General features: G+C 30.1%; 7 protein-coding genes and 1 pseudogene. All 8 read right to left on the reverse strand.

Features of this window, described 5'->3' with window-relative positions; genetic code table 11:
* Positions 1 to 110: 110 nt before the first annotated feature.
* The gene (locus tag ACULEV_RS15935) at positions 111 to 341 is read right to left on the reverse strand and encodes a ferredoxin (RefSeq protein ID WP_445456036.1); all 231 of its coding nucleotides are present in this window, start codon (positions 339 to 341) and stop codon (positions 111 to 113) included.
* Positions 341 to 1,582: a peptidase U32 family protein gene (locus ACULEV_RS15940; protein WP_445456037.1), complete on the reverse strand. Its 1,242-nt coding sequence runs from the start codon at positions 1,580 to 1,582 to the stop codon at positions 341 to 343. The genes ACULEV_RS15935 and ACULEV_RS15940 overlap by 1 nt, the downstream gene beginning before the upstream one ends.
* Complete coding sequence (trhO, locus tag ACULEV_RS15945; RefSeq protein WP_445456038.1) at positions 1,579 to 2,970, reverse strand: oxygen-dependent tRNA uridine(34) hydroxylase TrhO; 1,392 nt, start codon at positions 2,968 to 2,970, stop codon at positions 1,579 to 1,581. Before trhO ends, ACULEV_RS15940 begins: the two co-directional genes overlap by 4 nt.
* Before the next feature lie 109 nt (positions 2,971 to 3,079).
* Positions 3,080 to 3,436, reverse strand: coding sequence for an IS1 family transposase (locus tag ACULEV_RS15950; protein ID WP_445456039.1), 357 nt, complete (start codon positions 3,434 to 3,436; stop codon positions 3,080 to 3,082).
* Between the two features lie 1,407 nt (positions 3,437 to 4,843).
* Positions 4,844 to 5,131: pseudogene (locus tag ACULEV_RS15955) on the reverse strand (RHS repeat domain-containing protein); the annotation flags it as partial.
* 692 nt (positions 5,132 to 5,823) lie between these two features.
* Positions 5,824 to 6,180: a hypothetical protein gene (locus ACULEV_RS15960; RefSeq protein ID WP_445456040.1), complete on the reverse strand. Its 357-nt coding sequence runs from the start codon at positions 6,178 to 6,180 to the stop codon at positions 5,824 to 5,826.
* 4 nt (positions 6,181 to 6,184) lie between these two features.
* The gene (locus tag ACULEV_RS15965; RefSeq protein ID WP_445456041.1) at positions 6,185 to 10,987 is read right to left on the reverse strand and encodes a DUF6443 domain-containing protein; all 4,803 of its coding nucleotides are present in this window, start codon (positions 10,985 to 10,987) and stop codon (positions 6,185 to 6,187) included.
* A 6-nt stretch (positions 10,988 to 10,993) separates the two neighbouring features.
* Positions 10,994 to 14,284: an RHS repeat domain-containing protein gene (locus ACULEV_RS15970; protein WP_445456042.1), complete on the reverse strand. Its 3,291-nt coding sequence runs from the start codon at positions 14,282 to 14,284 to the stop codon at positions 10,994 to 10,996.
* Positions 14,285 to 15,020: the final 736 nt, after the last annotated feature.

Below are 15,020 nucleotides of genomic sequence, written 5' to 3' on the forward strand. Positions count from 1 at the left end.
AAGATAATACAAATTTAGTTATCCATTTAAACTGAAAACTAGCATTAAAACAAAAAACCCATTTACATTTTAACGTAAATAGGTTTCATATAGTGTATTGTAATTACTTTTTAAACTTCTTTTATTGAAATAATTTTAACAGGGCAAGCTCTAACTGCTAATTCTCCATTTTCAGCAATAGTATGATCTGGTGTTTTTAATGTATGAAATCCTTTTGAATCTATAGCCTTCAACAGTACTGTCTTACCATCTTTTTTTGACATCTGAAACAAATTAGGAGCCATTTCTACACAATAATTACACCCTATACATTTATCTCTTTGTAAAGTAATAATAACCATTAATTCGCTACAATTTTATACAATTTGTCAGATAATCGAATTCTAAAAGGCACTTTTAATGTGCAATTATCTCCTTTTATTGCTTTTTCTGTGTTTACATTATTTACATACATTTCATCCAAAATTAATTCTTGCGCTCCAGTAGTTGGCCCAGTAATTAAAATTTTATCTCCTTTCTTTATATCGTAAGCTTCTATTTTAAATTCTGCAATGCTTGTTTTTGAAAAATAATGCACCCCTTTTCCTACATATACTTTTTTCTGAGTAGCACTAGAACCTGGATTATCGGACCACTCTCCAAGTTTTTGCCCTAGATAATACCCACTCCAAAATCCGCGATTATAAACTGTGGCCAGATTTTCCATCCAGATTTTTACTTTTTCTTTAGTAAAAGTACTTTCATAATAAGCATCAATAGCCTCTCTATAGGTTTTTATTACAGTAGCCACATAATCAGCCGCTCTTCCTCTACCTTCTATTTTTAAAACTTTAATTCCTGAATCAATCACTTGGTCTAGGAAATCTAACGTACATAAATCTTTAGGAGACATCATATATTCGTTATCTAATTCTATTTCAAAACCAGATTCTTGATCAATAACAGTATATTTTTTTCTACAATTTTGCTTACATGCACCTCTATTTGCAGATGAATTATGTGAGTGCAAACTTAGATAACACTTTCCTGAAACTGCCATACACAAAGCTCCATGACCAAATACTTCAATCTCTACTAAATTCCCATTTGGTCCTTTAATTTGCTCTTTCACTATCTCATCTGTAATCTTTTTTACTTGACGCAAACTCAATTCTCTCGATAATACAATAGTATCGGCAAACATAGCATAAAACTTAACCGTTTCAATGTTAGTTACATTCAATTGAGTAGAAATATGCACTTCAATTCCCATTGTTCGAGCAGACATTATCACGGCTTGATCTGAAGCAATTACAGCAGTAATTCCAGCTTCTTTTGCTTTAGCTAATACTATTTTTACAATCGACAAATCGTGATCATAAATAATTGTATTCAATGTCAAATAGGATCTTACATTTTTTTCTTTACATCTTCGAGCAATTTCAGGCAAATCATCTAAAACAAAGTTGACAGTTGCTCGAGCACGCATATTTAATTGTTCTACTCCAAAATAAACTGAATCACAACCATTCTCTAAAGCAGCTTGTAAAGACTCAAAATTACCAGCAGGAGCCATCAATTCTATTTTTCCTGAAGACATCATTTGCTAATTATTTTAAAAAGTCTATCAGATAATCTAATTCGGAATGGAACCTCAAAAGTGACTTTATCTCCTTGTTTTGCTACTTCTATTTCTTTTCCATTTACCAACATTTTTTCAAGAATTAATTCTTCATTACCAGTTGTTGGTCCAGAAATAATAATTTTATCTCCAATTTTTAACTCGTTATTTTCAATTAAAAATTGTCCTACTTGTGCTTTAACAAAATAATGTTCGGCTTTACCAATTAATACTTTTTTAACTTTTACTCGCTCTCGAATCGGTTTTACTTTTGGAACAACATCTAAAGCTACATCAGTTAATTGCTTCGCCTGTTCGAGCATAGTTCTCGAGTCACCTGAATGTTTAAACTTTAGATTTTCAGATTTTCCTTTTCTAAAAACTTTATTTCCTACTTGCTTTCCTTTTCGCAATTTTACTTGCTCTGCTAATGGTAAATGAGTTGTTTCTAGACATTCTGTAGAACAGCAATTCTCCATAGCAGCTTTGCATTCGTCACATTGGATAAACAATAAATGACAACCATCATTAGCACAATTTGTATGATTATCACAAGGCTTTCCACATTGGTGACATTGAGACACAATATCCTCTGTGATGCGTTCCCCCAAACGATTATCAAAAACAAAATTTTTACCAATGAATTTGCTTTCTAAACCTTCTTCTTTTATTTGTTTGGCATACTGAATAATCCCTCCTTCTAATTGATACACATTTTTAAACCCTTGATGTTTAAAGTAAGCACTTGCTTTTTCACAACGAATTCCACCAGTACAATACATCACTAGATTTTTATCTTCTTTGTGATTCTGAAGTTGGTCATTAATAATTGGCAAACTCTCTCTAAACGTTTCTACGTCTGGAGTAATGGCTCCTTTAAAATGGCCAATTTCACTTTCATAATGATTTCTAAAATCTACTACAATAGTATTTGGATCTTCTAAAATTTGATTGAATTCTTTTGCTTTTAGGTGAATTCCTTTATTAGTTACATCAAATGTTTCATCATTTAATCCATCAGCTACAATTTTATGACGTACTTTAATGGTTAGTTTCAAAAACGAATGATCGTCTTGTTCTACAGCAACATTTAAACGAATACCTTTCATAAAATCGTAAACTTCTAGCGTTTCACGAAAAGCTTCAAAATTATCGGCTGGAACACTCATTTGTGCATTAATTCCTTCATGAGCAACATAGATTCGCCCAAGAGCATCTAATTTATCCCACGCTAGGAATAATTCATTACGAAATTGTTGTGGGTTTTCAATTTTGGCATACGCATAAAAAGACAACGTAAGACGTTGTTTGCCAGCTTGATCTATAAGCTCGGCTCTTTCTTCTGCGCTTAAGGTGTTATACAGTTGCATGCTATAAACGTTTTAAGAGACGTAACTCATTACGTCTGTACAGATTATTATTTTAACGAACTCTAAATGGAAGAATTCGCAGCAAAGATAGTTTTTATTTTAAAATGGGTCAACCCAAAAAATAAATATACAAAACACTTTGTAAAAGAATAAAACTTCTACTAAAACAAATGGTTTTTCGCTGCAATCGTTTTAAGTGAGTTCGCATAGTAAGATTATTTCTTTCAATTTGGTTAGTACCAAAACGCTTTACTTTATGAATTGCTGATTCTACTAAAGATTTATAATGCACTAAACCATCTGTATAGATGCTTTTAGGAAAAGAAAGCAATAACGAATTAGTAACATATTGAATGGTTCGTTTTGACCTTCTTCTTAAACTGAAACTAACAATTCGCTTCGTTTTTCTTTCCAATGTATACACAATCCATATGGATTTGTCTTTACGTTTTAAATAGCAACGCATTTCATCTAACTCATAAATTTTATTCTTGAAGAAAATAGGATTTGGAATTTTTTTGCAATAGTAATAATTCTTTTCAATACAGTAGTAGTTGAAATTTGTAATATTCTTGCTGTACTTCTTATTCCTAGACCTTCTTTATAAATTGAATTATTTTAATATTTGTATTTGGTTTAAAAGCTTTAAACATAAAAAAGATGAACTATATAGTTCATCTTTTTTACAATTATTTTTAATTTTTATTGATTATCAATTCGTTAGATGTTTGTAAGATACATACACTAACCTTTAGATTTACTTCCTAATACTAAAGTAGTAATTTTTACTAATATTAAATTGATAGAGTAAACCATATCACTAACAAAGTTAATGACTTATTCAAGAGATTAGGACTTTGTCAATTTTAGATAACTATATTTCGATTTTTAATTATTTATTAATCAATATTGTTAGATTTATTAGTTTCGATTTTTATAGTGCTCACAATAAATATTAAAATATGCAAAATGAAATATTTAAAATCAAACTCTGTAAAACCAAACGCTATATAAAATAATAATGTTGATATATTTATTAATTTAGCTTGATAAAATGATTTCAAACCATGTAATGCAAACTTATCAAGCTTTAAAATTGTTGTATAGTCTTCAATTTTATTAAATTTTAAAAATTTAGCAAATAAAAGAATAAACCAAATTACTATAATTACAATGTGAGTACTATTCATTATTACTGTCTTATTAGGTTACCATTCTCATCAACGCTAAAAGTAATTTTCCTGCCTGAATGGTCTGCATTATTTCTATATTTATTGCCAATAAATTGACCAATATCAACTGCAAGTAAAGCATTTGACACTCCTTTTAATAAAGGGTTATTAGAATCAATAGCTTTTTTTGCTATTTTTAACATAAGACCAGCTCCTTTAGGTATTACTGAAACATCACCATTAAAAGGATTATACTCATTATTCACATCAATATTATCGCCAATGTTAGTTGCAAAAGCTTCTGCTTGAGGGTTTGAACTTAAATCAAAATTTTCATTAGTTTCACTACTAGAATTTAAAACTTCTGTTTCTCCAAATGGACTATCCACAGGATCATTACTCATATGTAATGATGTACTTGAATTTGTTATGTCTATATTTCTTCTTTCATTTTTTGAAGTAGTTTCCGAAATAGATTGAGTACTTGAATACTCAGCTTTACCTTTTTTTCCAACATTAATAGTTGTCGTAATATTTTCAGTTCTTACTGTCGTATGGACTATAGTAGTGTTTTTATCCTTATCAACATATGACATGCTTGAACTGGTGGTTCTTGTCCATTTAGTTTCATGAATATTCTTTTTATCATTAATTAATTTGTAGCTTACCGTTGTTTTAGGGTCACCAAGTCCAGCTGGAGCCATTCCGTCAGGATCAACAAAATACATCGGATTATTTAGAGCATAATTATACGGGGAGTGTCTTCTCATCTGTTCAGCCAATGGATCCATATTCATCCATCTACCTAAAGCTGCATCATAGTTTCTTGCTCCGTAATCATAAAAATTAAGTCCTAACTCGTCTTGGTATTCTTTCCCATTGTATTTATACTTCTGAGCTACTGCATTTCCTGTAGCTAAGTTAAGTAAATTATTGGAATCTTTGTGTTTTAATCCAAAAGGATAGTAGTTGTTTTCTTCTACAATTTCTGTATTAGGGTTTACTTGTCTTATGCTTACATCATCAAACCATACTGTTCCTCCTCCATTGTTGTCTATTCTTAGATTTAGCTTAGTAATATTTGGCTGTACTGTTACTTTTCTTTGTATATATACCCAGCGGTTCTTTTCTCCCATATTCTCATAAGCAACTGTTGTGAAATAACCTGTCTCGGCATCTGTCTTTTCAAATAAATATATCTCAGCTACAGGGTTATCACTATACACCCATCCAGAGAAAATATATTCGGTAGGTTGTGTAATATTTATAGGAATCCATGTGTTGCTATGAACATACTTTACTGTGGTAGTTAAATTTTCTAGTTTGCCAGATATTGCTCCACTGTGCTTTTTTGTAGTGTCGTAAGCAGTTATTGTTTCTCCATAAATTGCTCCTGTACTATCCCAACCACTACCGTTTTCAAAACCATCGTAAAACAACTCGGTTGTTCCTGAGGTAATGGCGAACAGAACGAAGCTAAACACGAGGGCGACTTTTTACCATTTTCTTTGTTTTAAGACATTATATAACACAAAAAGGAACGCCATATGGCGTTCCTTTTCTATACATTTTTTAATTAAATTTTAATTAAATTTTAATTTTCAATTGGTTAGTTTGTGTGAAAAGGGTTGTCACTAACTTTGAAACATTACCAAAAATTATCTAACTAAACATACTTATATTACTTTTCCAAAATTTTATTAGGCTCAATATAATTAATCTTTTTTTTCAATCTATTTCCTACGTAAATAAACGCAATTGAATCGCCGTCATTTTTATAAATAGAATCACCTATTTCTATATAGCAAACAAATTGAGGTATTAATATAATTTCTTCGCCTCCTTTTAAAACTAAAACTGTCGAATTATTTTTAGATTTTTTTTTGCCTATCACTTTACCATAAAAATTTTTCTTAAGATAAATATTATTATGTTTATTACTAAAATCAATAAACCTTAAACTATAAATATAAATTCCAATTCCTAATGAAATAATAACAAAAATTATGATATAAATATTTTTATTGTTTTTAAACATACTATTAATGTAATTGAGTTGAAATAGTTCTTCTATACATTAATCCACCTTCCATTTCACCCCAAAAAGTAGACCTCGAATAAAAAATAAATCCTTTATTATCATCACTAGTTCCAAAATTTGCAGGATTAAGTTTACCTGCATTTGAAACATCACTACTTAATGTTCCACCATATCCGCCTCCAACACCTACTCCAGTTTTTAAACCTCCATTAATTGAGTAAGTATCGGCTGCATTATGTTCTAATAAAAATGGACCACCATGTGTAGACTCTATCTTATTAAGAGATAATCCTGTATCAACACCCAATCCTACATTTAAATTAGAGTTTAAAAATACACCCCAATTACCTCCTGAATCTTTAACAAAACTCAAATCAAATCCTAATCCTCCTCCTAGAGCGGCATTTAGTTCAAGATTAATACTTGACCCATGACTTTCAGTGCCTATAATAGTTGTTCCTCGTGATGTTTCAAACGTTTCTTTTGCATAAACATCACTACCATCTTGATTTGTTATGGTACCATTATCATGAAATGTATAACTATACTCTCCATCTGCTTTACCATTATTAGTTGAACTATATAATTTTGAACCTTCATTAAGATGCTGTGCATTTTCACCATATTTTTCAACTGCTTGTTCTTGGGTAGTAATGTCAGAATCATAAAAAATTTGATTTCCTCTTTTTATCCAATCCTCTCCTTGCATCCCATCAGGGTCAACAAAACGTAGAGGATTGTTATAAACAGAATTATAAGGTGTCCATCTTCTAGAGTTTTCCGCTAGCGGATCGATATTCATCCAACGTCCTAGAGCTGCATCATAATTCCTTGCACCATAATCATATAGATTTAAACCAAGTTCATCTTGCAGTTCTTTTCCGTTGTATTTATACTTCTGAGCCACTGCATTTCCTGTAGCTAAGTTAAGTAAATTATTTGAATCTTTGTGTTTTAATCCAAAAGGATAGTAGTTGTTTTCTTCTACAATTTCTGTATTAGGGTTTACTTGTCTTATGCTTACATCATCAAACCAAACTGTTCCTCCTCCATTGTTGTCTATTCTTATGGATAATCTGGTAATATCTGGTTGTACCGTTACTCTCTTTTCGATATAGACCCATCTATTTTTTTGAGTAGTTCTTACATATTCATTTCTATAGCCATACCCTTGATCTACATCCATATTTTGGAATAAATATAAATCTGCACTAGGATTATCACTATAAACCCATGCTGAGAAAATAAATTCTGTGGGTTGCGTTATATTTATAGCTACCCAATTATTTTGCTGTACAACTATTTCTCCTGTAGTTAATTTCTCTATTTTACCAGAGAAGTTACCAGTGTGTTTTTTATTGTTGTCATAAGCAGTAAGAGTATTATATCCTCCATGACTTGTACTTTCCCAACCACTACCATTTTCAAAACCATCGTAAAACAACTCGGTTGTTCCTGAAGTAATGGCACCATCATTGTTAGCATCTGCATATGATAGTCTCACATTGCCTAAATGGTCTTTGTGCTGGAATACATATGAAAAAGCACCATTATTATGCGATACATAACCTTCTGGTTGTGAGAAAAATTGTAGTACATTATTTTCATAAATATAGTTTCCTACATAAGTTGTAGTAATATTTGAGGATGTTCCACTAACTACTTTTTTTTCAATTTTTGTTCCTATAGCATCATATTTATATAAAATTTCAGGAGCTCCAGATTGATTTGCAAATTCAATTTTAGTGGGTAAATTTAAGTGGTTGTATTCAATGGAAGTAATCCCTTTATTGTTATCTACAACCATATTCCCATTTGCATCATACTCATAATCATCTCCTACAGTATTACCATCTTTAAATCCTTCTATTCCATTAGCAGAAAGTCCATAATTATCTTTTACTCCTTTTAATTGATTGGCATCATAGGTATATGTTAAATAATCAATTCCTATTCCATTGTTTGGATTAGTCGGATTTTGACTTTGTCTATTTAAACCTAAAATATTACCATTTCTGTCGTAACCGTGTATGTTTTCAAGATACTTATTATTAGTTACATCATTTTCCGCAGAATAAGCTGTTTTTAACCTGTTTAAGGCATCATAACTATAATAATAGGATTTTACTGCTGTAGAATTATTATTAGTGGTCCAGTTGGTACTGCTAATATTTCCATTATAAAGAGCTGTTCCTGGTGCTCCAGCAGAAGTATAAGGAGTATCTTGTTCGTTATAATTTAAATGAAAGGCAAAAAGATCATTGCCTAAATGCCCCATATTATTTATATCTTTTAACCAACCTCTTATATTATAAGCATAATCTACTTCTTGTAAGGGAGTACTTTCTGTATTTCCAACACCTTTCTTGATTAATTGACCTAACTCATCATAAGTGTTTTTAACAATCAACTGTTCTGGTTGTGTGTTTATTTTTTGTACTTGAGTTAAAAGTCTATCTGCATGATCATAAGTAAAAGTGTCTATGATAGTTGTAGTAGTTCCGTTTTTTGTATGACTGGTTTGTGTTTTTAAAACCTTTCCTATAAAATCTAGCTTCATTAAAGTCCAGTCTTCAGAGAGTTGGTAGTCATTCTTAACATGTGTTTCCCACGCTCTTCCTTTTGCATCATAGTAAGTAGCTGTAGTTATCCAGCTATTATTTGTCTCTAATACTTTTACTCTTGAAACTGTAGGCAATCCTTTTACATTAGCTACTGCTGTCATCCCTTCCCATGTTCCAGAGCCATTTGCAGGATTAAACGCAACTTGGTTACCTATTTCATAATTATCATAATATTGAATAGTTAGAATTTCTATTTCATCTATTTGAAATGTATTTGGAAAAGCAGTATTGCTGTAATATATACTTGTACCTGCTATGGTAATTGGGTTCACTAATTTGGTTTCGAACCAAACTGGTGTGGTTTGACTATTAACTGTATTTTGAACTGTTGCTCTTGATTGGTTGGGTGTTGGATTTGTCCATATACCAGTGTAAGTAACTCTTCCAAAAGCATCATATTTTGTAAACAACCACTTGTTTTGTGTTTTTAAGTTAGCATCTTGGGTTAAAATAGGACGATCTAGTTTATCATATATAATATATTCCCAGTCTTTTCCTGGTAGCTTCTTTTCGACTAATCTATTTCTAGAATCATATTTGTATTGATAGCCTAGTTTGTTGATGTCATCAACACTTACCGATGTAGGAGCTGGACCTGTAATCGTATTAAGATCTACTTGAAAATCCATATGAACCTCCTTTGCAATCGTACCATCTCCAGTTAAATAAATATTCCCATTTTGAATATAAGCAGAATAGTGCGTATCTGAATAAGTCCCATCTGCTAACTTAATAGTTACTGGACCTAATTGCATATCTGGTAAAATAACATTAAAACCAATAGCTGCTAAATTTATGGCAATACTGCTAGTATTTAATGGAACATTTGCATTATCATAACTTTGAAAATAAAAATATAGTTGGTTATTATCTATACTAAGGTCTCCATCATTTGACCATCCTTGTGTAGGGTGACTATATACTGTTTCTAAGTCTCCAAATCCAATATATGAAAAAGAATAAATTTGTTGCTCTATGGGATAAGTGTTAATCTCTGGAGACAAAACATAAGTTAAGTTCCCATAATCATCATACACATAATACGTATCATGCCATTTGTTTTGATTATGACTTCTTTTTAAAACGACTTGTCCTTGCTTGTTTTTAAACTCTACAATGGTATGGTCATTTATATTGGCTTGTGTTGCTGACCAATTTTCGTCTTTGGTAATGGTTTTATAAAGTTCATTAGCATTATAATAACCTAGATTACTTAAAGAAATATCATATAATCCTAAGGTAGCCTCCCAATTTGCTATAGCTTTAAAATATTTTACTTCATTAGCAATGTTAGTCTGATAATCAAACTTTATTTCTTTACCATTGCTCATTGCCCATGCATTTCCTGGTGCTGCCTGTTTAAACACTCTGCTTAAAGGTGAAGCTTCTAATTCCTTTTCACTATAAGGATTTGTTGTAGTTTCAAAATTAGGATTCCCTGTTAAAGTCACATTATTAGAACCATAAAAACTTACTACTTCATTTGGTTTAATATCTAATGAAGGGGTTGTTGAGGCTATAAAGGGTAGATACTCTTTGGTTTGTCTACCAAATGCATCATATTCTATATGAGTTACAATGTCTTTACCACTTGCAGACTGTTTGTGAGCAATTTGCTGAATAGGCCTTCCTAGTCCATCAAAGTAAGTAATACTTTCGGTCAATCTTGACTCAGGACCAGTAATTCCTGCAAACTCACTTAAAGGATAAGTAAAGATGCCATTAAATGAATTAATATCTCCATAATTATATGAATAATTATCTTCTAAATAAAGCATATTATTCAATACTGAAACTTTAATCAAACCTAAAAAATTAACGCCACAGTCTAAGTTACCTAATACTATATTAGGCAAAGGTATATTTGTTTCTAAAAACGATGTTTGCGACATAGTATTAACGCTCCCATAACTATTAAATATTGAATTAAATTCAACAGTTAATAAATCATCTGTAATGTTTATATTTATAAAACCATTTCCATAATCAGTGAAAAAAGCCTGAGCGTCATTTGTGGATAAATCAATATTTAAATTATAATCCTCATATAAATAATTAACTACATTATTAGGATTTGGAGATTCATAGTTGTAAATTGTTGTCTTAATAAAATTTTTATCTAAGCTTTGTCCAAAAACAAAAACAGGAATTAGCATTAGTATGTATAATAATTTCTTCATCTTGTCTTAGTTTTTATAATGATATTCGTTCTTTGAAACCTTTATCCCATTTGCATCTTTTATAGACTCCAAACGATTAAAATCGTCATATTGATAAGTAGTTGTATAGCCTCTCGGGTCGGTTATAGAAGTGACTCCTACTAGTGGGTTGTAAGTATAAGTGGTTACCATTGCATTGGGTAATGCAGTTCTTAAATTATTTAAAGCGGTAATTAAACTAGCTTCGTCTGTACCATTTGAAAGGGTTTGTAAGTTCGCTTCATAGGGTTGTACTTCTGCATAGGTAGCGTTTTCTATTTTGGCAATAGGTTGGGTTTTATTATAACCCCAGATAATTGCGACATAGGCATTATCCTTTTTTTGATATTGCAAAATATTACCAAACGAATCTCGTAAATTAATAATTTCTTGTTCAATTAAAGTACTATTTACTCCTTTTGATGTTGATATACTTTTTGAAAGAATTAAACCGTTAAAATTGTTAAGATTATTTTGTGATGTATTTAATAATTGGTTATCCCTTAAAACACTCTCTTTTACAACTTCCGATATCCTATTTTCAGTAACTAAATTATTCACATAAGGCAAACTATTAACTTCTACATCAAAAGGATAATATTTTAATGATGTTATTTCATTACTATTATCATATTGCTTAATCTCTTTAATAAAAGGATAATTAGGAGTGTAAGTGTAATCTGTTGTTGTCGACTTATTGTGACCATTAAAGTATTCATTCTTTACTATTTTTGTAGTTAAATATTGTGCGTTTTTTATTGAAGAGTTTATTTTAAAATTATATGTAATAAAATCTGAATTGAACTTTGGAACTATATATGATTTGGATATACCTAGAGAGTTTATATCCCTATTCAAATATGTAAACTGCTCTTCTAATAATTTTATATTATTAGAATTGTATATTTCTTTATTGATTAACTTTCCTCTTTTATAATCATTATCAACCTCTCCTAAACCAGGATATGCAGAATTTAAAACCATTGCATTTACACAACTACTATTATTTGCATCTGTAAGTTCAGTACAATAACCACTTTGAGTAACTATTTGACTTGGTATGTTTGCAATTGTCTTAGGCGAATTAAATTCATAAATTGTATACCCATTTCCTACTTCAAATTCCTTTACTCTTGAATAGCCTATATAACTGCCATTTGTTAATTCCAAATTCCCTTTTGGTTTATCATAAACTAAAAAGCTATAAACTTGAAAAGGGTTTGTTTTATATCTATTTAAATAACCATAAACGGGTAAATTATTTAGATATCCAGAACAGATACCATTTTCTTCTTCGTATTTGTATTCAACATTTTTTACAACTAAACCATTTTCTGTTAACTTTTGTTTTTTAACTCTAGCACCTGCACCTACGTATGTCTGACTTTCAAAATAAAAAATATTGTTTTCATATTCCAATTCTAAACTCCCACTGAGAGGGTAAGTTATTTTTTTAAGTAATCCAGTTAAAGAATAAGAATTAGGTGTTAAATCGATCTGACCTGGTATAAGTGTATAATTAGGGTCATTAGTTTTTTGGAAAGGAAGTACAGAGTTTTGATTTTTATTAGGATAAAAATACAATTTTGGAGTATATTGTGAACTGCTATTAGAGGTAATTCCAGTTAAGCCATTATTATTATAAAATCCAAAAAAATCTTGTTCAAGACTACCTCTTCTTGGCAATTTTTGGATATATTCATAATCAAATAAATGTGTTTGTGTCACCACTCCAGAAACTTTTGAAATAGAATCTAATCTAAGTCTTTTACATTCTGGTTCACTACAATTTTCTTTAGAACTAAAATAGGAGTAATTAAAATAATAATGTTCTATTTCTTCATCTTTAAAATTTTTAATAATAATCTCATCTAAAGACTTTTCACCTGGAAAATCCAATCTATCATTAGTATAAATAAAATTAACTATACCCTCATTAAATGTAATTGAAGATAATCTTTTACGTTTCGGGTTTTTCTCCCAATATTTTTCCGCACCCGAAGGCGGATAGATATCTAGTGGCGTTTCTGAAGCAAAATTTAACAAACACATATCCGGCGGAACAGGATTAGGCGTATTGTTAATTGTTATATTTCTGCTTGTGAAAGTTTTAACATCATTGTAATCATTTGCATAAGTTTCATAACCAAAGTTCACTTTTTTATTAGTCTTTAAACTTTCTATTTCCGATAAATTCCAAGTATGTATTTTCTTAGAGTAGTTATTCATAGTGACTTGAACCGCCTGATTAGCAGCTATATAAGACCCAGAACTATAATTTGGATCATTAAAATTCCCTGGTATTAAAATTGATTCACTTACTTCTTCCTCGTTAAATTTATATCTCATTCCACTAGAATTAAGAATAGTAAACTCATAAAAATCCTTAATTTTCTTATATATTCTTCCTTGATGATTCCCATTTGACATAAATCCAAATCCACTACTATCTCTAATATCTATAAGAGTTGACTCCATTTTATAACTAGGGTTCTCTAAAAAAGTAGTAGTAAAGTTAGATGAATTATTTGGATATATTTCATTAGAAGAAGTATTTATACATAAAAACTTAGAACTCAAACTTGGAGCATTAACAATAAATAAATCTGGTGACAAATCGTTATTTTGAATTGGATCACAATACCCATAAGTGGCACCCCAATTGCCTGGAATAGCAGTTGCCCCATTTAAATCCTCAGAATACACAGCAAATCTATTTTGAGCGCCCCAAGCCAAATAATCTACTTTAGATTTTGCTCCTTTTCTATTAAAACCCATATTTCCTAATGATGGAAATAAAACAGTTTGTAAATCCCAATCATACTCAGAATATAATGCATAAGTAACATCATTGTCTGGATTGTCTTTTACAACTCTTACAATACTTCCTCCTGCATTTAAGCTCCAGTTTAAACCTACCGATGATGCAACATCATCAACTTTTATTCCCCCTGTATTATATTGTAATCCTATAGGAATTTCAATATCTCCTGATTTAATTGTATACAATGGAATCGATACATCTGCTTTACCTGTATACAAGTTCATGTCGAAAATGTTTATTTTTTGGAAACTTGACACATCAGGTGAAGCTGTCATACTTCCTTCGGGTATGACATTTTTTATTTCTCCATATGTTGTATATGCATCTTGCTGAGAATAAATAGAAAGATTAAAAAAAATCATCACTAAAAATAAACAAACGTATCTGATTTTATTAATCACATATTTCTTACTAAAGAAATCTTTAATTTTAACTTTTAAAAGTATTGGTGTCATAAGGTTAATTTTTTTAATTGACTTTAAACAAAAATTATAATAGAGAACAAATTACCTTTGCAATTTATGTAACATACAATATATTTATTTAGTATATAATACGATTTTTAAAAATATAATTACAAGTGGCAAAAAAACTTGTTGTGTAAAAAATCCGTTTTTTTGTTTCTGTGTAATTTTCCAAAAAAAAAGTTTTAGCAAAAAAAGGTTGCAAATAACATTGCAACTCAAATTGGGTGGGTGTTTTTTTATCATAGGAATAGCATATAATTTTTACTTTTTTACTCGAGAACAAAACTAGGTCATTCTTCCCATACCAGTCAACACGTATTTATACGTATTTTTGCCCTTTTTTACTAAGTATTTTTACGTAGTTTGCCTCTTTTTATACTAATAGAGGGTAAAAAACAGGAAAAGGTTGGTTAAAGATTTTTATTTTTTTCCGAAGCAAAAATATGTAGGTTAGGTATTTAAAAATAGCTTTATTTTAACTTTAACTTTTGAGGTAGAAAAACTGTAATTTTTGTTAAGGTTTTTTAACAAAAACAAAATGAGTCAACATAACCATTACTCCATCCTTACTTGCTTCTTACTCCCAATCAAAGGTTAATCAAAGGTTAGGATACTAGGAGCAAATAGTATGCAAGTAGTAAATAATCTTAGTCAATAAAATTTTAACTTGTTAATAAAATTTCATTGCAAAAAGAGAAAAAATAGGTATTTTTACGCAAAATAA

Source organism: Flavobacterium sp. HNIBRBA15423 (genome assembly GCF_052655965.1).

Bases quoted from the DNA above. Each gene is read 5' to 3' on its own strand.
- ACULEV_RS15935 (WP_445456036.1), bottom strand. From the start codon at position 341: ATGGTTATTATTACTTTACAAAGAGATAAATGTATAGGGTGTAATTAT.
- ACULEV_RS15940 (WP_445456037.1), bottom strand. From the start codon at position 1,582: ATGATGTCTTCAGGAAAAATAGAATTGATGGCTCCTGCTGGTAATTTT.
- trhO (WP_445456038.1), bottom strand. From the start codon at position 2,970: ATGCAACTGTATAACACCTTAAGCGCAGAAGAAAGAGCCGAGCTTATA.
- ACULEV_RS15950 (WP_445456039.1), bottom strand. From the start codon at position 3,436: ATGCGTTGCTATTTAAAACGTAAAGACAAATCCATATGGATTGTGTAT.
- ACULEV_RS15960 (WP_445456040.1), bottom strand. From the start codon at position 6,180: ATGTTTAAAAACAATAAAAATATTTATATCATAATTTTTGTTATTATT.
- ACULEV_RS15965 (WP_445456041.1), bottom strand. From the start codon at position 10,987: ATGAAGAAATTATTATACATACTAATGCTAATTCCTGTTTTTGTTTTT.
- ACULEV_RS15970 (WP_445456042.1), bottom strand. From the start codon at position 14,284: ATGACACCAATACTTTTAAAAGTTAAAATTAAAGATTTCTTTAGTAAG.